Annotated in this window: 17 protein-coding genes and 1 tRNA gene; 7 read left to right on the top strand and 11 right to left on the bottom strand. The window is 62.3% G+C overall.

Annotated features, from left to right (window positions below; translation table 11 throughout):
- Positions 1 to 128 precede the first annotated feature (128 nt).
- Entirely contained in the window at positions 129 to 1,190 is a 1,062-nt protein-coding gene (locus tag AC72UB_RS02145; RefSeq protein ID WP_505188305.1) for a quinone-dependent dihydroorotate dehydrogenase, read from the bottom strand.
- Positions 1,187 to 1,525 (bottom strand): DUF952 domain-containing protein, encoded by a 339-nt coding sequence (locus AC72UB_RS02150; RefSeq protein WP_505188306.1) that lies wholly within the window; start codon positions 1,523 to 1,525, stop codon positions 1,187 to 1,189. Before AC72UB_RS02150 ends, AC72UB_RS02145 begins: the two co-directional genes overlap by 4 nt.
- A gap of 119 nt (positions 1,526 to 1,644) precedes the next feature.
- On the opposite strand from AC72UB_RS02150, the gene AC72UB_RS02155 reads away from it, so the two are divergent.
- Positions 1,645 to 1,718 (top strand) — tRNA-Gly (locus AC72UB_RS02155).
- Between the two features lie 209 nt (positions 1,719 to 1,927).
- On the opposite strand, the gene AC72UB_RS02160 is transcribed toward AC72UB_RS02155, so the two are convergent.
- The gene (locus tag AC72UB_RS02160) at positions 1,928 to 2,503 is read right to left on the bottom strand and encodes a hypothetical protein (RefSeq protein ID WP_505188307.1); all 576 of its coding nucleotides are present in this window, start codon (positions 2,501 to 2,503) and stop codon (positions 1,928 to 1,930) included.
- A 409-nt stretch (positions 2,504 to 2,912) separates the two neighbouring features.
- Here AC72UB_RS02160 and AC72UB_RS02165 point away from each other — a divergent pair, with 409 nt between their 5' ends.
- Positions 2,913 to 3,785 carry a potassium channel family protein gene (locus AC72UB_RS02165; RefSeq protein ID WP_505188403.1) on the top strand — a complete coding sequence of 291 codons (873 nt, stop codon included), beginning with the start codon at positions 2,913 to 2,915 and terminating at the stop codon, positions 3,783 to 3,785.
- 102 nt (positions 3,786 to 3,887) lie between these two features.
- Here the strand turns inward: AC72UB_RS02165 and AC72UB_RS02170 are convergent, their stop codons facing one another.
- From AC72UB_RS02170 to fabA, 3 genes are read right to left on the bottom strand one after another with little or no spacing between them, the layout of a single operon-like run.
- Entirely contained in the window at positions 3,888 to 4,676 is a 789-nt protein-coding gene (locus tag AC72UB_RS02170; protein ID WP_463288881.1) for an enoyl-ACP reductase FabI, read from the bottom strand.
- 39 nt (positions 4,677 to 4,715) lie between these two features.
- On the bottom strand, positions 4,716 to 5,945 hold the full coding sequence (gene fabB, locus AC72UB_RS02175; protein ID WP_505188308.1) for a beta-ketoacyl-ACP synthase I: 1,230 nt from the start codon (positions 5,943 to 5,945) through the stop codon (positions 4,716 to 4,718).
- Between the two features lie 16 nt (positions 5,946 to 5,961).
- Entirely contained in the window at positions 5,962 to 6,471 is a 510-nt protein-coding gene (fabA, locus tag AC72UB_RS02180; protein ID WP_463288883.1) for a bifunctional 3-hydroxydecanoyl-ACP dehydratase/trans-2-decenoyl-ACP isomerase, read from the bottom strand.
- 158 nt (positions 6,472 to 6,629) lie between these two features.
- Between fabA and irrA the strand changes: the two genes are divergently transcribed.
- The gene (gene irrA / locus AC72UB_RS02185) at positions 6,630 to 7,058 is read left to right on the top strand and encodes an iron response transcriptional regulator IrrA (RefSeq protein WP_463288884.1); all 429 of its coding nucleotides are present in this window, start codon (positions 6,630 to 6,632) and stop codon (positions 7,056 to 7,058) included.
- Positions 7,059 to 7,286: 228 nt separating this feature from the next.
- Positions 7,287 to 10,205, top strand: a complete 2,919-nt coding sequence (gene ileS, locus AC72UB_RS02190; RefSeq protein ID WP_505188309.1) for an isoleucine--tRNA ligase — start codon at positions 7,287 to 7,289, stop codon at positions 10,203 to 10,205.
- A 188-nt stretch (positions 10,206 to 10,393) separates the two neighbouring features.
- Here the strand turns inward: ileS and AC72UB_RS02195 are convergent, their stop codons facing one another.
- A complete protein-coding gene (locus tag AC72UB_RS02195) occupies positions 10,394 to 10,597 on the bottom strand; it encodes a DUF1127 domain-containing protein (RefSeq protein ID WP_505188310.1) in 204 nt (67 codons plus the stop codon).
- Between the two features lie 100 nt (positions 10,598 to 10,697).
- On the opposite strand from AC72UB_RS02195, the gene AC72UB_RS02200 reads away from it, so the two are divergent.
- Positions 10,698 to 11,606, top strand: coding sequence for a LysR family transcriptional regulator (locus AC72UB_RS02200; protein WP_505188311.1), 909 nt, complete (start codon positions 10,698 to 10,700; stop codon positions 11,604 to 11,606).
- Positions 11,607 to 11,691: 85 nt separating this feature from the next.
- Positions 11,692 to 12,528 (top strand): EamA family transporter, encoded by an 837-nt coding sequence (locus AC72UB_RS02205; RefSeq protein WP_505188312.1) that lies wholly within the window; start codon positions 11,692 to 11,694, stop codon positions 12,526 to 12,528.
- Between the two features lie 96 nt (positions 12,529 to 12,624).
- Here the strand turns inward: AC72UB_RS02205 and AC72UB_RS02210 are convergent, their stop codons facing one another.
- The 4 genes from AC72UB_RS02210 to fsa all read right to left on the bottom strand — a co-directional run bounded on the left by AC72UB_RS02210 (position 12,625) and on the right by fsa (position 15,875).
- Positions 12,625 to 13,329: a CDP-alcohol phosphatidyltransferase family protein gene (locus AC72UB_RS02210; RefSeq protein WP_463288889.1), complete on the bottom strand. Its 705-nt coding sequence runs from the start codon at positions 13,327 to 13,329 to the stop codon at positions 12,625 to 12,627.
- Positions 13,330 to 13,378: 49 nt separating this feature from the next.
- The gene (locus AC72UB_RS02215) at positions 13,379 to 14,311 is read right to left on the bottom strand and encodes a tyrosine recombinase XerC (protein ID WP_505188404.1); all 933 of its coding nucleotides are present in this window, start codon (positions 14,309 to 14,311) and stop codon (positions 13,379 to 13,381) included.
- Positions 14,308 to 15,000, bottom strand: a complete 693-nt coding sequence (locus AC72UB_RS02220) for a DUF484 family protein (RefSeq protein WP_463288891.1) — start codon at positions 14,998 to 15,000, stop codon at positions 14,308 to 14,310. The genes AC72UB_RS02215 and AC72UB_RS02220 overlap by 4 nt, the downstream gene beginning before the upstream one ends.
- A gap of 221 nt (positions 15,001 to 15,221) precedes the next feature.
- On the bottom strand, positions 15,222 to 15,875 hold the full coding sequence (gene fsa / locus AC72UB_RS02225) for a fructose-6-phosphate aldolase (protein WP_463288892.1): 654 nt from the start codon (positions 15,873 to 15,875) through the stop codon (positions 15,222 to 15,224).
- On the opposite strand from fsa, the gene AC72UB_RS02230 reads away from it, so the two are divergent.
- Positions 15,825 to 18,143 carry a primosomal protein N' gene (locus AC72UB_RS02230; protein WP_505188313.1) on the top strand — a complete coding sequence of 773 codons (2,319 nt, stop codon included), beginning with the start codon at positions 15,825 to 15,827 and terminating at the stop codon, positions 18,141 to 18,143. The two genes, fsa and AC72UB_RS02230, sit on opposite strands and share 51 nt — an antisense overlap.
- The last annotated feature ends 44 nt before the right edge of the window (positions 18,144 to 18,187 follow it).

Genomic DNA, 18,187 nt, shown 5'->3' on the forward strand with positions numbered 1-18,187 from the left:
CCCTGTGACTTGGGATTGGATGTAGCGCCCTTCGTGGCCCGGGGAAAGGGGGGCCGTCTGCCCCCCTCGACGCTTTGCGTCTCACCCCCCGAGGATATTGGGGCCGCATTGAAGGCGGGAAGAGAAGATTAGATCCAGATGCCGCGATTGGTGCCCACGGCGGCGGAAAGGGAGGCATGGCCGTCGCGAGCCAGAAGCGCATCGAGCCCGCGGGCAATGTCGGTGACGAGGGACAGCCCGCCATAGACGAGTGCCGAGTAAAGCTGCACTGCCGAGGCCCCGGCGCGGATCTTGGCATAGGCCTCATCAGCATTTGAGATGCCGCCGACGCCGATCAGCGGCAGTTTGCCGTTCGTCAGATGCGAGAGTTGGGCAAGGACGCGGGTGGATTTCTCAAAGAGCGGCGCGCCAGAAAGCCCGCCCGCCTCATCGCGGTGGGAAGACGCTAGACCCGTGCGCGACAGGGTGGTGTTGGTGGCGATCACCGCATCTATGCCTGAAGCCAGAGCCACCTCGGCCAGTTGCGCCAGCTCATCCGTATTCAGATCAGGCGCGATTTTCAGGAAGATCGGGATCGGGCGGGCTAGGCCCGCGCGGGTTTCCATGACGCCTTGCAGCAGGGCCGACAGGGCTGCCGGGCCTTGCAGATCGCGCAGTTTTTCGGTGTTGGGCGAGGAGACATTCACCGTGGCAAAGTCAACATGCGGGCCGCAGACCGCCAGCACGCGGGCGAAATCGGCGGCGCGGTCGGTGCTGGTTTTGTTGGCCCCAAGGTTCAGACCCACCGGCACTGCGCCGCGCGGATGCGCCGCGAGCCGGGCCGCGATCGCCTCGGCGCCTTCATTGTTAAAGCCAAAGCGGTTGATCACCGCGCGGTCTTCGGTCAGGCGAAAGAGCCGGGGCTTGGGGTTGCCCGGTTGCGGCAGCGGGGTGGCCGCGCCGACCTCGACAAAGCCAAAGCCCGATTGCACCAAGGCGCCGAGCGCAGTGGCGTTCTTGTCGTACCCGGCTGCAAGGCCGATCGGGTTGGGCAGGGTGAGACCGGTGAGCGTCGTCGCCAACCGGCTGGAGCTGAGGGGGCCGGGCCGGGGGGCAAGGCCCGCCCGCAGCGCCAGAAGCGACAGGCCATGGGCGCGTTCGGGATCAAAGCGGTGCAGAAGAGCAAGGCCCAGGCGTTCGGTCGGGGTCAAATTACGCCCTCGGGGAAGATGTGGCCCGCTGCACCCAGCGGCAGGGATTTGTCCCAGACCACTTCGGACAGGCTAAGCGCGCGGTACAGATGCGGGAAGAGCGCCCCGCCGCGCGACGGCTCCCATTTCAGGGCCGGGCCGAGGGTATTGGCCTCGAAGGCGACGAGCACCAGATCGCTGTCGCTGGCAAACCATTTCGCGGCCGTCTCGACCACTTGGGCGGCGGTGGAGAAATGGATGAAGCCATCGGCCAGATCAACGGGCGCGCCGCGGGTCTGGCCTGCGGTGCGGAAGGCATCCCATTCGGGGCGGCGGAAGATCTTGTAGATCAGCATGGGTTTCACCTGCCCCAAGCGGGGGCGGGGGTCAAGCCCGTGCGCATCTGGAGCGGATGCGGTTTTCGCAAGGTGCAAGGCTTGAGCCTGCCCGGCGGGGATGCTATCTAACCCTCAGCGCGGGTGTTGTGTAATGGTAAGACCTTAGCCTTCCAAGCTAAAGACACGGGTTCGATTCCCGTCACCCGCTCCAAATCTTCAATCTTTGGCAATTTGTTATTGGCTTGGGCTTTCTGCTTCGGCTTTGCAGCCGACGCTCGCCCTTCCAGTCCCGCCTATCCCGATCGCATGTGCCTTGTCAGTGGCCCTTTGGGGGGCCTCTGAGAGGTTGCAAGGCGCATGGCGGGCGCTTTCGCCTGTGTCGTGCGGTTGCGGCGCGCGGATTTCGCGGCCGCACGACGATTAAGCGTCACAGGGCAGGTAGGTTTCCGCGAATTCGTCGAGTTTGAGGGCAAGCCCCCCGCCGTCGAGGTCTTTGACCACGGCTTTCGCAGGCCATTCCTCGCCCAGACCGTAGCATTGCAGTGTCAGGAGCCTTGCACCGTCGTCTCTGGCACTCTCCTCCACCACGTCACAGGAGGATTCATAAAAGCCAAGGCTTGCCGCCGTGACCGTCAGGCGGGTGTCGGACAGTTCAAGCTGGCAGGCCTCGGCGGAGACGTCATAGGACTTGTCGCTTTCGCTGGTTTCGGCCCCGGCCATGGTTTCGCAGGCCCAGTCGCTGGCCCGCACATAGCTGCCCTCTTCCAGCATTTGCTGCATGAGATTGTCATAGGCCATGCCAAACATGACCGCGCCGTCTTTGGTGTCCGGTTTGAACTGGGCACCATCAAACTGGAAGATCGGGCGGATGTCTTGTGTCAGCCCAGCATCGGCAAAAAGCGCCGTATCTGTCACGGCGACACAAAGCTCATCTGATGCAAAAACTGCACCGGTGTTTAAAACCAAAGCACCCATCAGGGCCAGTTTGTATGTCATGTGCTGCTCTCCTTGTTTAAGCGCAGTTCTAGGACCTGACGTTCTGCCTGCAAGTGCCCTTCTTGACGTCTCATAAGGAGAAAACGATGGTCCAAGGATTGCCGCCTCGTGAAAGGATTATCGCGCTACGGGCGTATGGGAATAAAGTTCATCAAAAGGCGCGCATATGAGAATTATGCGGCGCGCATCAGTGAAATTACCGGTGTGAAATTGAAAGTGTATCGCCTTTGGAAGGCGACACCCGCCCGTCATTCAGGAAGATTGACTTCATAAAACAAACCAAGTGCAAATCCAGAGTTGATGAGGAAGGCTCTTGCGGGCCCTGAGAACCTTCCTGCGAAACCTGTCTTGATCTCATGGCGCCGAAGGATGCTGGCTGATGCGCGTGCAAGATATTCGACTTCGCACCATGCAGATTTTGGACAAGGGCGACGTCGATGACAAACCCAGCTTATGGTGCGACAGGCTGATCACGCTGGTGATCTTGCTCAGCGTGACCGAGATTATCCTTGAAAGCGTTGACAGCATTGGGGCCGTTTATGGCGCGCAACTGGCGATGTTTGAGACCTTCGCTATCGCGTTCTTCACTTTGGAATTTCTGCTGAGGCTGTGGAGCAACGGATCTCGGCATTCACATTCTGATTGGAAGGGCCGCAAAGACTATATCTTTAGCTTTCATGGCCTTGTGGACATCATTTCAATCCTGCCGTTCTATCTGCAGGTCTTATTCCCCGGCGCGGATCTGCGGGTTTTGCGACTTCTTCGGCTGACCCGGCTTTTGAAACTGTCCCATTATTCCACTGCGATTGAGGACCTCGCGTCCGCAATCTATGCCGAGCGCCGGTCGTTCGGGGCTGTGGTGTACCTGTTGTCAATCGCCATCGTGGCGAGTTCGACCTTGATGTATTACGCTGAAGCGGCGGTACAGCCCGAAAAACTGGCCTCTATTCCGCATGCAATTTACTGGTCAGTGATCACACTGACGACAGTCGGTTATGGCGATATCTCTCCCATCACGCCTGTTGGAAAAGCGATTGCCATTGTGACCGCCTTTTTGGGCATCGCGACCTTGGCAATCTTCAGCGGTATTGTTGCGACGTCCTTTGCCAATCAATTGGCCAGAAAAAAGGTGCTTTATGAACAACAGTTACGAGACGCGCTTTCGGACGGGTTTGTTGAAGAACGCGAAAAGCAACTGTTGACCAAGCTGCAAAGCGAGTTTGGTCTAAGTGATGAGGTGGTCGCCGAGATCTCCAATCAGGTGAAGCGCAGGGAAAGTTAGAAGGCCGCCCGTGCAGTCTTTCGGCATGGCGACATCGTTGCCATACCAAGGCCCGCTTGGCCCCTGTGTCGATGATCCGATAGCCCGCAGCCGCCTTGCGGCTTAAAGGTTGTCTTGCTGCGGCATGCCCAGCACGTGGAAGCCGCAATCGACATGCACAACCTCTCCCGTGGTGCAATTGCCGTAATCGCTGCACAGCCAAACGGCGGTGCCGCCGATCGCCTCCAGCGTGGCATTGGCGCGCATCGGCGCATTGGCCTCGGTGTGGCGGAACGTGGCGCGCGCGCCGCCGATGGCCGCACCGGCCAGGGTTTTCATCGGGCCGGGCGAGATGGCGTTGACACGCACCTGCTGGGGGCCAAGGTCATTGGCCAGATAGCGGGTGGCGCTTTCCAAAGCCGCTTTGGCAACGCCCATCACGTTGTAATTCGGCGTCACACGGTTTGAGCCGCCATAGGTCAGCGTGATCAGTGACCCACCGTTCGGCATCAGCTCCGAGGCCCGGCGGCTGACGTCGATAAAGGAAAAGCAGGAAATCGCCAGCGAATTGCTGAAGTTGCCGCGCGTGGTGTTGATGAACCGGCCGGTCAATTCGTTCTTGTCGGAAAAGGCGATGGCATGGATCAGAAAATCCATCGTGCCCCAGCGGTCTTTCAGCGCGCCAAAGCAGGCCTCAAGGCTGTCGTCATTGGTGACATCGACATCGACCAGAAAATCACTGCCGACCGAAGCGGCAAGGGGTTCCACCCGCTTGCCAAAGGCGTCGCCCTGATAAGAGAAGGCAAGTTCCGCGCCTTCATCCGCCAAGGCCTTGGCAATGCCCCAAGCGATGGAGCGTTCATTCGCCACACCCATGACAAGCCCGCGCTTGCCCTTCATCAGATCGGCCATACTGGCACTCCTGTTAACGAAATCAGCCGAGAGCCGCGATCACCCAAGGTATTTCGACATCACCAAGGTCGCATTGGTGCCGCCAAAGCCAAAGCTGTTGGACAGCACGCTGTCGATCGCAACGCCTTCGCGCAGGCTGGTCACGATTTCCGACGGGTCAAGGGCGGGGTCCAGCGTGGTGACGTTGGCCGAGGCGGCGATGAAACCTTTGTTCATCATGATCAGCGAATAGATCGCCTCCCACACACCCGCGCCGCCAAGGCAATGACCCGTCAGCGACTTGGTCGAGGCGATGGGCGGCGTGGTGCCTTGGCCAAAGACCCGGCGGATGGCCTCAACCTCGGTCACATCGCCGACCACGGTCGAGGTGCCGTGGCTGTTGATATAGTCAATCTTGCGGCCCTGCGGCAGGGTTGACAGGGCCAGCCGCATCGCGCGCTCGCCGCCTTCACCCGACGGGGCCACCATGTCGTGGCCGTCCGACGTCGCACCATAGCCGGTGACTTCGGCGTAGATCTTGGCGCCGCGGGCCAGAGCGTGGTTAAGTTCTTCCAGAACCACCACACCGCCGCCGCCAGCAATCACGAACCCGTCGCGCGTGGCGTCATAGGTGCGGCTCGCGGTTTCGGGGGCATCGTTATACTTCGACGACATCGCGCCCATCGCATCGAACAGGCACGACAGCGTCCAGTCCAGCTCTTCGCCGCCACCGGCGAACACGATGTCCTGCTTGCCCATCTGGATCAACTCGGTTCCGTTGCCGATGCAATGGGCCGAGGTGGAGCAGGCCGAGGTGATCGAATAGTTCACGCCCTTGATCTTGAACGGGGTCGCAAGGCAGGCCGAGACGGTCGAGGACATGCCCTTGGTCACGCCAAACGGGCCGATCCGCTTTGGGCTGCCCGTTTCGCGCACGATGTTGTGGGCCTTGAAGAAAGACTTGGTCGAAGGCCCACCCGAACCCACGATGATGCCGGTGCGCTCATTCGAAACATCGCTTTCCGACAGGCCGGAATCCTTCACCGCCTGATCCATCGCGATAAAGGTATAGGCCGCCCCATCGCCCATAAAGCGCAGGTCACGCTTGTCGATGTGGTCTTCCAGCACGATGTTGGGCTGGCCGTGAACGCGGCAGCGGAAGCCGTGCTCGGCATATTCGGGGGCAAAGACGATGCCGGATTTGCCGGCGTGGAGCGAGGCTTCGACCTCGGCTGCATTATTGCCGATGGATGAAACGATCCCGATGCCGGTGATGACGACGCGACGCATGGGCGCACTCCTTTTCTTAGGTCGCCGAGAGGGCAACTTTCATGTCGGTGACTTGATAGATGACCTCGCCATCCGCCTCGACGATGCCATTGGCAACGCCCATGGTCAGACGGCGGGTGGTCAGGGCCTTGGTGAAATCGACCTTGTAGGTCAGCATCTTGCGGTCAGGGCGCACCATGCCGGTCAGCTTGACCTCGCCCACACCCAGCGCATAGCCACGCCCCTGCCAGCCGCGCCAGCCAAGGTTAAAGCCGGTCAGCTGCCACAGCCCATCAAGGCCAAGGCAGCCGGGCATGATCGGGTTGCCGGGGAAGTGGCAGTCAAAGAACCAAAGATCAGGCGTGATATCGAATTCGGCCACCACATGGCCCTTGCCATGCAAGCCGCCATCTTCCGAAATCTCGGTGATGCGGTCCATCATCAGCATGGGTGGCGCTGGCAATTGCGCGTTGCCGGGGCCGAACAATTCGCCACGCGCGCATTTCAGAAGGTCTTCCTTGCTGAACGATGTCGGATAAAGGCCCATTCTTGCCCAGTCCCCCAAAGGCTGTTGTTTGCTCCGTGTATCACCCCCAGCGATAGGGAAGCAAGGGCAGGGGCCTGTCCGTTCGCTTTGTCACTGTCGGGCGTCAAGGCTGGGGATTCCAATTGAAATGTCTGCGATATGTCCTTTATAAGGAAGGCATGACCGATCTGATCCCCCATGACCCTGACGCGCGGCTTATCGGCTGGCTTGCCTCTGGCGGCCTGCGGCCGACCCGGCAGCGTCTTGCGTTGGCCGCCCTCTTGGTCGGCGACGGCGAGGACCGTCACGTCACCGCCGAGGGGCTTTACGCCGCCGCGGCTGGCACCGCCGATAAGGTCAGTCTAGCCACCGTCTACAACACCCTGCGCGCCTTTTGTGATGCGGGGCTGATGAATGAGGTGGTTGTAGATGGCTCGCGGTCCTATTTCGATACGCGGCTGGACGACCATCCGCACTTCTATTGGGAAGACAGCGGCACCCTGACCGATGCCCCGGCCAACCAGTTGAAAATCGCCGAACTGCCCGCCGCGCCCGCAGGGGCCGCGATTTCGCGGGTGGATGTGGTGATCCGGCTGAAAAAGCTCTGACGCCTGCGGGCAGTGGCGACATTGCGTCTGGCTCGGTGGGCATCGTTGACCTTCCTACCCCCTTTGACCTTGTTCGCGGCCCTGCCTATAAGGCAGCCCATGAACACAGCCTTTCCGGTCCTTCACCGAATTAGCGGCCCGGCGTCCTGACAGGGCGCCGGGGTGACAAGGCGCATTCGCCGCCTCCAAGGACCGACCGCAATCCCCATTCCCGAAGGACCGCATCCGATGTGCGCCGACACGCCAGACCTTGACGTTGACTACCGTGACACTGTGTTTCTGCCGGAAACCGAGTTTCCCATGCGCGGGGGTCTGCCGCAGCGTGAGCCGGGTTGGCTGGCGCGTTGGGAACAGATCGGCGTCTATGATCGGCTGCGCGAAAAGACCGGGCGCCGCGATTTCACGCTGCATGACGGCCCGCCCTACGCCAACGGCCATCTGCACATCGGCCATGCGCTGAACAAAATCCTGAAGGACATGGTCGTGCGGTCCCAGCAAATGATGGGCCGCGACGCGCGCTATGTGCCGGGGTGGGATTGCCACGGCCTGCCGATCGAATGGAAGATCGAAGAGCAATACCGCGCCAAGGGACTGAACAAGGACGATGTCGATATCGTCGATTTCCGTCAGGAATGCCGCCGCTTTGCCGAAGGCTGGATCGACATCCAGCGCGAGGAATTCAAGCGGCTGGGCATCACCGGAAACTGGGAAAACCCCTATCTAACAATGGATTACCATGCCGAGGCGGTGATCGCCGACGAGTTCATGAAGTTCTTGATGAACGGCTCGCTTTATCAAGGCTCCAAGCCCGTCATGTGGTCGCCGGTCGAAAAGACCGCGCTGGCCGAGGCGGAGGTGGAGTATCACGACCACACGAGCCATATGGTTTGGGTGCGGTTTAAGGTGGTCAAGGGCGATGCGCTCTTCACGAAAACCCACACCGATGTGCTGATTTGGACGACAACACCTTGGACCATCCCGCAGAACCGTGGGGTCAGCTATGGGCCGGGCATTGCCTATGGTCTTTATGAAATCATCGGGCGGCCTGCCGAAAGTACGGCCACCATCGGTCACCGGGTGATCGTTGCCGATGCTTTGGCCGAGGCCGTGTTTGGCCAAGCCAAGCTGGTTGGCCCCGAGATGGTCCGCCGCCTGTGCGATGTGAAGCCTGACGATCTGGCGGGCATGACAATGTCGCACCCCTACGCCGGCATCGAAGGTGGCAATGGCGAATGGGACTTCCCCGTGCCGATGGTCGCGGGCGACCATGTGACGGATGATGCAGGCACGGGCTTTGTCCATACCGCGCCCAGCCATGGCGATGACGACTATCAGATGGGTCTGAAGTACAGCCTTGGCATGACCTATAACGTCGAGGCCGATGGCTCATATCGCACCGATCTGCCCTTGTTCGGCGGCCAGCACATCATCCTGCCCGATGGCAAAGAAGGCCCGGCAAACGTCAGCAATATCAAGGCGCTGGCGGGAGCGGGGGCACTGTTTGCTAAGGGCAAGCTGAAGCATTCCTACCCCCATTCGTGGCGCTCCAAAGCCCCTGTGATCTATCGCAACACGCCGCAGTGGTTCGTCGCGATTGACCGCAAGCTGGACGACGGCATGGGCGCGCATGGCGATACGATCCGCAGCCGCGCGCTGACCTCGATCAACGAGTTGGTCACCTGGACCCCGCAAACGGGGCGCAACCGCCTCTATTCCATGATCGAGGCGCGGCCGGATTGGGTGCTGTCGCGTCAACGCGCTTGGGGCGTGCCGCTGACCTGCTTTACCAAGCTGGGTGCCAAGCCGACGGATGCCGATTTCCTGTTGCGCAACGAGGCCGTCAACGCCCGCATCAAGGCGGCGTTTGAGGCTGAGGGCGCGGATGTTTGGTACGTGGCGGGGTTCAAGGAAAAGATGCTGGATGGCATCGTGAACCCGGCTGAGTACACTCAGATTTTCGACGTGTTGGACGTGTGGTTTGACAGCGGCTCGACCCATGCCTTCGTGTTGCGCGACCGTGAGGATGGCACCGAAGACGGCTTGGCCGATCTATATCTAGAGGGCACCGACCAGCATCGCGGGTGGTTCCATTCCTCGATGTTGCAGGCCTGCGGCACCAAGGGCCGCGCGCCCTATCGGGGGGTGCTGACCCATGGTTTCACGCTGGACGAAAAGGGCATGAAGATGTCCAAGTCCTTGGGAAATACCGTGGCACCGCAAGCGGTTATCGACGAATACGGCGCGGATATCCTGCGTCTGTGGGTGGCGCAGGCTGACTACACGGTGGACCTGCGGATCGGCAAGGAAATCCTGAAAGGGGTGGCTGACAGCTATCGTCGCCTGCGCAACACAATGCGCTATATGTTGGGTGCGCTGGCGGGGTTTGACGAGGCCGAGCGGATCGCGGTTTCGGAGATGCCGGAGAGCGAACGCTTCATCCTGCACCGCTTGGCCGAGTTGGACGCCGAGGTGCGCGAAGGCTATGCCAAATACGACTTCCAAGGCGTGTTCCAAAAGCTGTTCACCTTTGCCACGACCGATCTGAGCGCGGTTTACTTCGACATCCGCAAGGACGTTCTCTACTGCGACGCGCCCGCATCTATGCGCCGCCGGGCCTGCCGGACGGTGATGGATCTGGTCCTCCAGCGGCTGACCGCGTGGCTGGCCCCGGTCTTGGTGTTCACCATGGAAGAGGTCTGGCTAGAACGCTTCCCCGGTGAGGACAGCTCGATCCACCTGAGTGATTTCCCTGAAACGCCAAAGGCTTGGCTGGATCAATCTTTGGCTGATACCTGGACCGGCCTGCGTGATGCCCGCCGCGTGGTGACGGGCGCGTTGGAGGTGCAGCGCACCGCGAAGGTGATCGGTTCCAGTCTTGAAGCCGCGCCGGAGGTGTTTGTTACCCCTGTTTTGGCCAAGCTTTTGGGGTCGGTGAACTTTGCCGAATTGTGCATCACCTCGGGTCTGGTGCTGCGTCAGGGTCCGGCGCCGGAGGGGGCGTTTAGCTTGCCCGATGTGGCGGATGTGGCGGTGGTGTTCCATCCTGCGCAGGGTGAAAAGTGCCAGCGCTGCTGGCAGATTTTGCCGGATGTGGGCACCCACAAACACCCCCACACCTGCAAGCGCTGCAACGACGCTTTGGGGTAAATCGGGCGTCTGGTTGGCGTCTGGTCTGCGTCGGGTTGGTGTATGGCATCTGTCCCGACAGCGTTGGGCGGCCCGGACGCGTGGCCCAACAGGTCCGACAAACCAAAAGGCGCTGATCCGGGGGATCAGCGCCTTTTCTATAAAAAACTTCGCGGGGGCGTCAGGTGCCCCCGCGAAGAGGTCTGCCGTCAGGCAGGGAGACGAAACTCGAAAGGCAGGGCCGGGAAGCTGTGCGCCTTTTGGCGGGCTTCAGCCGGGCCGAGGCCGAGGTGCATGGCTTTAAGGTCGGCCCGCGTCAGGCCGATATCGGCCAAGAGCCGCTCATCGCTGCGATCCAGCAAAAAGCGGGTCGAGCGGCGGGTCTGGAACAGCGACATCAGGCGGGCGAACATGACAAACTCCTATGTATGGGGTGGATATGCGCCTTGCGTTGACATTTTACAAACGAATAGGTTTTATCCCTGACATTGGTAAAACTCATGGATATTTCGGATGAGCGCCCCCCTCGACAGCGATCTGATGCGCAGCTTTCTGGCGGTGGCCGACAGCGGGTCTGTCACCATAGCGGCGGCGCGGTTGTTTCGCACGCAATCGGCGGTGTCGTTGCAGATCAAGCGGTTGGAAGAGAGCCTTGGTCAGCCCCTGTTCACCCGGCAGGCGCGGGGGGTGGACCTGACGCCGCGCGGCGAGCAATTGCTGCCCTATGCGCGCAAGGTGGTGGCGCTGTTGGATCAGGCGGCCATTGCGCTGCGCGAAAAGCCACTGGTCGGGCCGGTGCGCGTGGGCATTCCGGACGAGTATTCGGGCACCGTGTTGCCGCGTGCGCTGGCCGCCTTTGATGAGCGCCATGAGGGCGTGGAGGTGTCGGTGCGGGTGGACCATTCGACCGCGCAGATCAAGGCGCTGGAGGCCGATGAGATCGACCTCGCGGTGATTTATGACTGGGAATATGTGCAGGAGGGCGAGGTGTTGTGCCTTGACCCGACGGTCTGGGTCACCTCGATCACCCATCAGCAGCATTTGCGCCGCCCGGTGCCGGTGGCGGTCTATTTCAAATCGGCCTGGAGCCGGGAGTTTGCCGAAGCCGGGCTGTCGCGTCAGCGGATCGACTGGCGGCCCGCGTGGTCGTGCGACATGGCGGGCGGGTTTCGGGTTGCGGTGCAAAACGGCGTGGCGGTGGCGCCCTTGTCGCGGTCAACGATCCCGGTGGGGTGTCGGGAGTTGTCGGCCGAGGATGGCTTTCCGATTGTCGACTATGCCCGCGTGATTTTGCTGCGCAATCCGCGCGGCACCTCTCCGGCGATTGAGGGGATGGCGGTCATGCTGCGTGAGGCCTTTGCCCCCTTGGGGATGCAGGCCAGCGGGCGGGTGACGGGGGCGGCAAGCGCCAGCCGTCTTTGAGCCTTGCCGCCCCCGGATCGGCCTTGCGGCGGGCTTGCGGTCTTTGTAACGGTTCTGTGACAGACTGGCAGGCAAAGGAAACCGCATGAGTCTTTGGGTCATGCTGGCCGTTCTTGGGGCGGCCTTCCTGCACGCCTTGTGGAATTCGCTTCTGAAGGTTGGCACCTCGCGCATGGGGGCGATGGTGATCTTGTCGATCGGCGAGATCCCGATTGGCCTTGCCGTGGTGATGGCGCGTCCGGCTTTGGATTGGTCGGTCGCCCCGTGGGTGATTGCGGCGGGTTGCGCGCATTTCTTTTACAAGCTGTTCCTGACCTATGCCTATGAGCGTGGCGATTTAAGCCGGGTTTACCCGATTGCCCGCGGTTCGGCCCCGTTGATGGTGGGGCTGGTGTCGCCGTTCTTCCTGCCCGATGTCATCACGCCGGTGGAATTTGCCGGGATTGCCGTACTGGGTTTGGGCATCTTGTTGATGGCGCAGGGGGTCTTTGCCAATGGCGAGAACCGGCGGCTGATCCCTTATGCGCTGTGCTCGGCCTGTGCGACGGCGACCTATACGCTGATCGACGGGCAGGGCGCGCGGGTGTCGGGTGATGCGGTGGCCTATATCGCCTGGGTCTTTGTGGTGGATGGGCTGTTCTTTGCCGGGGGCATGCTGGCGTGGAAAGGGTTGGCGGTGCTGCCGCGCCAGCGCAAGGCCTGGGGCGTGGGGATGATCGCGGCGGCGGCCTCGTACGGGGCCTATGCGGTGAGCGTCTGGGCCATGACCATTGCGCCGATTGCCGTGGTGGCGGCGTTGCGCGAAACCTCGATCCTCTTTGCGGTGATGATCGGCTGGCTGGTCTTTGGCGAGAAGATGACGCGGGGCAAGGCGTTGGCCACGCTGGTCATTGTCGGCGGGGTGATGCTGACGCGGCTTTAGCGCCGCTATTTGAGCCCGCTGCGGGTGCAGCGGTCACGCGTCGCGCAACGAGACGGCGCCCGCCGTACGAGGCGCGGGTGTCAGGAAATTTGCGGGTCAGGAAATTCGCCGGGGCCGGGCGGGGATGATCTGCTGGGCGATGCCTGCACCCACCAGATAGACCGAGGTTGCCACCAGCCCCCAATGCGCCCAGGTGCCTTCGGCAAAGTTCACCCATGCCGCCCAACCGGCGAAGGTGACCCAAGCGATGGACACCGGCAGGGTGACCTCGCGCCAGCGCTCGGTGCGGGTGGGGTGCACGAACTTGAGCGGCAGGAACATGCCCACGGTCAACAGCACCACAATCGCCAAGATCACGCTTTGCGAGGGGGCCACGGCAAAGAGCACAAGCACCACCATGTTCCAGCAGGCCGGAAAGCCCGAGAAGCTTTTGTCCTTGGTTTTCATGCGGGTGTCGGAGAAATAGATTACCGAGCCGTAGCAGATGGCGATGATCACCAGCCACCCGGTCCAGCCTGTCAGCATGCCCGATTTGAACAAGGCATAGGCGGGGATGAACACATAGGTCAGGTAATCGACGATCAGGTCCATCAGGACGCCGTCATAGATCGGGAAATTCTTCGGCGTGTCATAGCGGCGCGCGAGCGGGCCATCAATGCCATCGACTAAAAGCGCCAAGACCAGCCACAGGAACATGGTCTGCCAATTGCCTTCCACGGCGGCGAGCATGGCAAACATCGACAGAACTGCCCCGGTGGCAGTCAGCAAATGAACCGAAAGGGCTTTGATCTTTACATCCATAGGGCCTTTTTGGCCGATCATTGCCGCGTGTCAACCACAAGAGGCAAATTCAGGCCCTTGGGTGCGCTTTTTCATAAACTTCCATCAGCCGCGCGGTGTCGACCGCGGTATAGGCTTGGGTGGTGGAGAGGCTCGCATGGCCCAAAAGCTCTTGGATCGCGCGCAGATCGCCCCCGGCGGACAGAAGATGCGTGGCAAAGCTGTGGCGCAGGGCATGGGGGGTGGCGGTGGCGGGCAGGCCCATTTGCAGGCGGGCCTGCTCCATGACCTTTTGCACAAGGCGCGGGTTCAAGGGGCCGCCGCGCGCGCCGCGAAAGAGGGGCGCATCGGGTGTCAGATCAAAGGGACAAAGGGCGGCATAGCGGGCAATCGCCTGGCCCGTGACGGGCAGGGTCGGGACCAGCCGCTCTTTGCCGCCCTTGCCAAGGATGCGCAGCACATCGGGCAGGGGATGGGCGCGCCCTGTAAGGCCCAAGGCTTCGGAAATCCGCAGGCCCGAGCCATAAAGCAAGGTCACGATCGCCATATCGCGGGCGGCGACCCAATCGCTGCGCGCCTGATCGCCCACCACCTGAATGATGTCTTGCGCCGCCGCTTCCGACAAAGGCCGCGGCAGTTTGCGCCGGTATTTCGGGCCCCGCGCCGAGAGGGTGGCGGTGGCATCGGCCCCGGTCTGATCGGCGACAAAGGCCAGAAAGCCCTTCACCGCCGAAAGCTTGCGCGCGATGGAGCGGGGCGAGATCTCGTGGCCCCTCAGATCGGCCATCCAAGCGCGCAGATCGGCCTGACCGAGCGTGGTCAGCGCGCCAAGCCCCGCTTGGCCGCCCTGATGATGAGAGAGAAAGTCCAGAAACTGGCCCAGATCACGGGCATAGGCGGCCAGCGTGTTGTCAGCCGCCCCTCTCAGCGCGCGCAGATGATCGAGCCAGCGCGTGAGGGCCTCGCGTTGGGCGGCTGAGATCGCCAGCCCGCCGCCCGTCATGACAACCAACGCCGCATGGTGCGTTCAAAGATGCCAGCGAAGAAGGCCAGAAGATCGGTGCCGTGGGTGGGCTTGAACTGATGCGGGTCCTCGGCCCCCAAGACCAACATGCCGGGCAAACGGCCGGTGCCGAAATCGAGCTTCATCAAGGCCTCGGACCGGATCCAGCCCGCGCGGTCGCCATAGATCGCTTCGGATTGCGGCAGGACCTGCCGCAGGACGACGGGGCGCTGCGGCACATTGCGGCCCCCCGTCAGGTAATCAGCGACAAAGCCGGGTGCCGCGATCGACAGCACATCGCCAAGCTTGCGCAGCGCGGGATCTTCGGCCTCTTGCGCCGTCTCCAACACCAGCCGGACGCAATCGACCCGCAGGGTTTGCGCCACATCTGAAGCCATGGTTTTCAGGAAATCTTCAAAGCTCAGCGGGTCCAGCATTTGCAGGATCGCGCGGTGCACCTGATTGGTGCCGGCCAGATTCTCATAAGCGGCGGCGATCACGGTGCGGTGGGTGTCTTCCAACCGGTCCAGCCGGTTTTCCAGCCGCTCCATCGCGATGCCGCGCAGATCGACGACATTGCCCCCCATCAGCCGCTCATTCGCGCCGATGAGCGCATTCATCACATCGCGGTCTTCCAGAAGCGTTTCAGGTTCCGCCAAGATGCGGTCCCGCATGTCCTGATCTATCATCTGTCCCGGGCCTCACAGCCTCGCCCATGGGCGAAGTCTTTTCATTTTCCAACCTTCTATCACGAAGCTTGGGCGCCGCTCTAGTGTCTTTGCGCCACAGCGGCGCGGCTTTGACAGCGCGCGGACGCTCCGCGGGGAGTATTTCAGACCAAGATGAAACGGTTTCATCTTGGCCCAAATACTCCCGCCGGAGGCATCCGACAGGTGGGGCCGCGGGGCCGTTACAGGATTTTCTGACCGGTCTTGGCCCAGTCTTTCATGAACTGCTCCAGCCCCTTGTCGGTCAGCACATGGCTGGCCAGCCCTTTGATAACCGAAGGCGGGGCGGTCATCACATCGGCGCCGATCAGGGCGCATTGGGTGACGTGGTTGGCGGTGCGGATCGAGGCGGCGAGGATCTGGGTGTCAAAGCCGTAGTTGTCATAGATCTGGCGGATGTCGGAGATCAGCTCCAGCCCGTCAAGGTTGATGTCATCGAGGCGCCCGATGAAGGGCGAGATGAAGGTCGCGCCGGCTTTGGCGGCCACCAGCGCCTGATTGGCCGAGAAGCAGAGCGTCACGTTGACCATGAAGCCTTCGCTCGACAGCACCTTGCAGGTTTTCAGGCCGTCCCAGGTCAGCGGCACTTTGACGGCGATATTGGGGGCGATGGCGGCGAGTTTGCGGCCTTCGGCGATCATCTCGTCGGCGGTGAGCGCCACCACTTCGGCCGAAACCGGGCCTTCGACGAAGGAGCAGATCTCTTTGGTCACTTCGATGATGTCGCGGCCTGATTTCAGGATCAGCGAGGGGTTCGTCGTGACGCCGTCCACCATGCCAAGGGCATGCAATTCGCGGATGGCATCGACATCGGCGGTATCGACAAAGAATTTCATGGGGCGGGGTCCTTTGAATGGGTTGTGATGGCGTTGCGGGGGGTTTACCCCAAGTGGGTGGCCAAGGCAAAGGGCGGCAGCGTGGCGGAACGGGTCTATCAGGCAGGCGAGTTGGTGGGGGTTCTGACGACAGAGCCCTTGGGCCGCGTGTTGGACTATAAATCCCCTGAGGGCGGCTGTGGGGACGGCGATTTTGTCGAGGTGCCTTTGGGCCCGCGCCGGGTTCTGGGCGTGGTCTGGGGGCCGGGCGAGGGCAAGTTTGATCCCGCACGCATCCGCCCCGTGGGGCGTGTGCTGGACGCCGCCCCGATGCGGGCCGAGTTGCGCGCCTTTTTGACGCGCGCTGCCGATTACACGCTGACGCCCTTGGCCGCGATGTTGCGGTTGGCCACCCGCGCGCCGGGGTTGGGCGATGCGGTGTCGATGCGCAAGGTCTACCGCCTCGGGGGGCCGGTGCCCAACCAGATGACCGAGGCGCGGTTTCGCGTGGTGGAGGCGCTGCGGCGGTTTGGCAATTCTCCCGTGACCTTGGGGGAATTGGCCGAGGAGGCGGGATGCGGGCCTTCTGTCGTCAAGGGTTTGGTCAAGCTTGGCGTGATTGCCGAGGAGGACACCCCCCGCGATCTGCCCTATCCGCCGCTTGTGCCGCAGCCTGCCACCCATCTGCGGGGCGATCAGGTGGCGGCGGCCGATGCGCTGGTTGGGCAGATCGGTGGGGGTTTTGCGGCCACTTTGCTGAAGGGTGTCACCGGGTCGGGCAAGACCGAGGTGTATCTTGAGGCGGTGGCGGAATGTTTGCGGCGGGGGCAGCAGGCGCTGGTGCTTTTGCCCGAGATTGCCTTAACGGCGGATTTTCTGGCCCGGGTGGAGGCGCGGTTCGGGGCACGGCCTGCGGAATGGCATTCAGGTGTGACGATGACTGAGCGCCGCCGGTTGTGGAAGATGGTGGGCCAAGGGCGCGCGCAGTTTGTGGTGGGGGCGCGGTCTGCGCTGTTCCTGCCCTTCCGCGATCTGGGGTTGATCGTGGTCGATGAGGAGCATGACACCAGTTACAAGCAGGAAGAGGGGGTTCTTTACAACGCGCGCGATATGGCCGTGTTGCGGGCCAATATCCTGGGCTGCCCGATTGTGCTCGCCTCAGCCACGCCCTGTCTTGAGTCTTGGGCCAATGTTGAGGCGGGCAAATATCGCCGTCTGGATCTGGGTGCGCGGTTTGGGGTGGCGGAGCTGCCGCAGATGAAGGCGATTGATATGCGGGCAGAAACCTTGCCCTCGGACCGCTGGATTTCGGCCAAGCTGGCGGCGGAGGTGCAGGCGCGGGTGGCCAAGGGCGAGCAGAGCCTGTTGTTTCTGAACCGTCGCGGCTATGCGCCGATCACGCTCTGCCGGGCGTGCGGGCATCAGGTGGGCTGTGACGATTGCGATGCTCGGATGGTGGAGCATCGGTTCTTGAAGCGGTTGGTGTGCCACCAATGCGGGGCGACGAAGCCAGTGCCGGTGGCCTGCCCGGCTTGCGGGGTGGAGGGGCGGATGGCCGTGGTTGGTCCGGGGGTGGAGCGGCTGGCCGAGGAGGTGGTGGCGCGGTTCCCCGAGGCGCGGCTGGCGGTGTTGTCATCGGACCTCTTTGGCTCAGCCCGGGCGTTGAAAGAGGCGGTGGTGAACATTGCCGAGGGGGGCGCAGATATCATCATCGGCACGCAGATCGTGGCCAAGGGGCACAATTTTCCCTTGCTGACGCTGGTTGGGGTGATTGATGCGGACCTTGGCTTGCAGGGGTCAGACCTGCGGGCGGCGGAGCGGACGTTTCAGCTGATGCGGCAGGTGGCGGGGCGCGCGGGGCGGGCGGACAAGCCGGGCGAGGCGTGGTTGCAGACCCACCAGCCGGAGCATCCGGTTATTCGGGCGATCCTTGGCGGCGACGAAGAGGCGTTTTGGAAGGCCGAGGCGGCGGAGCGCAGGGCGGCGGGGGTGCCGCCCTATGGCCGGATGGCGGGGATCATCCTGTCGTCACCCGATGTGGCGCAGGTGTTTGATTTTGGCACGGAACTCGCCCGCCGCGATGGTCCGTTGCGGCGGGTGGGGGCGCAGGTGTTTGGGCCCGCCCCCGCGCCGATTGCGCGGGTGCGCGGGCGGCATCGGGTGCGGCTCTTGGTCAAGGCGGAGAAGGGTGTGCCGTTGCAGGCGGCCTTGGCGGAATGGGTCGGGCAGTTGAAGCTGCCGAACAATCTGCGGCTGGCGATTGATATCGATCCGCAGAGTTTTTATTGACCGACCCTCCTCGTCGACTTCGTCGCTCGTCGGGGGGGCGAGGA

This window comes from Allotabrizicola aquatica (SeqCode), assembly GCF_965194375.1.
GTDB lineage: Bacteria > Pseudomonadota > Alphaproteobacteria > Rhodobacterales > Rhodobacteraceae > Tabrizicola_A > Tabrizicola_A aquatica.

What these genes read in the sequence shown, in the direction of transcription:
- AC72UB_RS02150 (WP_505188306.1), bottom strand. Translation starts at nt 1,525, where the DNA reads ATGCTGATCTACAAGATCTTCCGCCGCCCCGAATGGGATGCCTTCCGC.
- AC72UB_RS02160 (WP_505188307.1), bottom strand. Translation starts at nt 2,503, where the DNA reads ATGACATACAAACTGGCCCTGATGGGTGCTTTGGTTTTAAACACCGGT.
- AC72UB_RS02165 (WP_505188403.1), top strand. Translation starts at nt 2,913, where the DNA reads ATGCAGATTTTGGACAAGGGCGACGTCGATGACAAACCCAGCTTATGG.
- AC72UB_RS02170 (WP_463288881.1), bottom strand. Translation starts at nt 4,676, where the DNA reads ATGGCCGATCTGATGAAGGGCAAGCGCGGGCTTGTCATGGGTGTGGCG.
- fabB (WP_505188308.1), bottom strand. Translation starts at nt 5,945, where the DNA reads ATGCGTCGCGTCGTCATCACCGGCATCGGGATCGTTTCATCCATCGGC.
- fabA (WP_463288883.1), bottom strand. Translation starts at nt 6,471, where the DNA reads ATGGGCCTTTATCCGACATCGTTCAGCAAGGAAGACCTTCTGAAATGC.
- irrA (WP_463288884.1), top strand. Translation starts at nt 6,630, where the DNA reads ATGACCGATCTGATCCCCCATGACCCTGACGCGCGGCTTATCGGCTGG.
- ileS (WP_505188309.1), top strand. Translation starts at nt 7,287, where the DNA reads ATGTGCGCCGACACGCCAGACCTTGACGTTGACTACCGTGACACTGTG.
- AC72UB_RS02195 (WP_505188310.1), bottom strand. Translation starts at nt 10,597, where the DNA reads ATGTTCGCCCGCCTGATGTCGCTGTTCCAGACCCGCCGCTCGACCCGC.
- AC72UB_RS02200 (WP_505188311.1), top strand. Translation starts at nt 10,698, where the DNA reads ATGAGCGCCCCCCTCGACAGCGATCTGATGCGCAGCTTTCTGGCGGTG.
- AC72UB_RS02205 (WP_505188312.1), top strand. Translation starts at nt 11,692, where the DNA reads ATGAGTCTTTGGGTCATGCTGGCCGTTCTTGGGGCGGCCTTCCTGCAC.
- AC72UB_RS02210 (WP_463288889.1), bottom strand. Translation starts at nt 13,329, where the DNA reads ATGGATGTAAAGATCAAAGCCCTTTCGGTTCATTTGCTGACTGCCACC.
- AC72UB_RS02215 (WP_505188404.1), bottom strand. Translation starts at nt 14,311, where the DNA reads ATGACGGGCGGCGGGCTGGCGATCTCAGCCGCCCAACGCGAGGCCCTC.
- AC72UB_RS02220 (WP_463288891.1), bottom strand. Translation starts at nt 15,000, where the DNA reads ATGATAGATCAGGACATGCGGGACCGCATCTTGGCGGAACCTGAAACG.
- AC72UB_RS02230 (WP_505188313.1), top strand. Translation starts at nt 15,825, where the DNA reads ATGCAATTCGCGGATGGCATCGACATCGGCGGTATCGACAAAGAATTT.
- fsa (WP_463288892.1), bottom strand. Translation starts at nt 15,875, where the DNA reads ATGAAATTCTTTGTCGATACCGCCGATGTCGATGCCATCCGCGAATTG.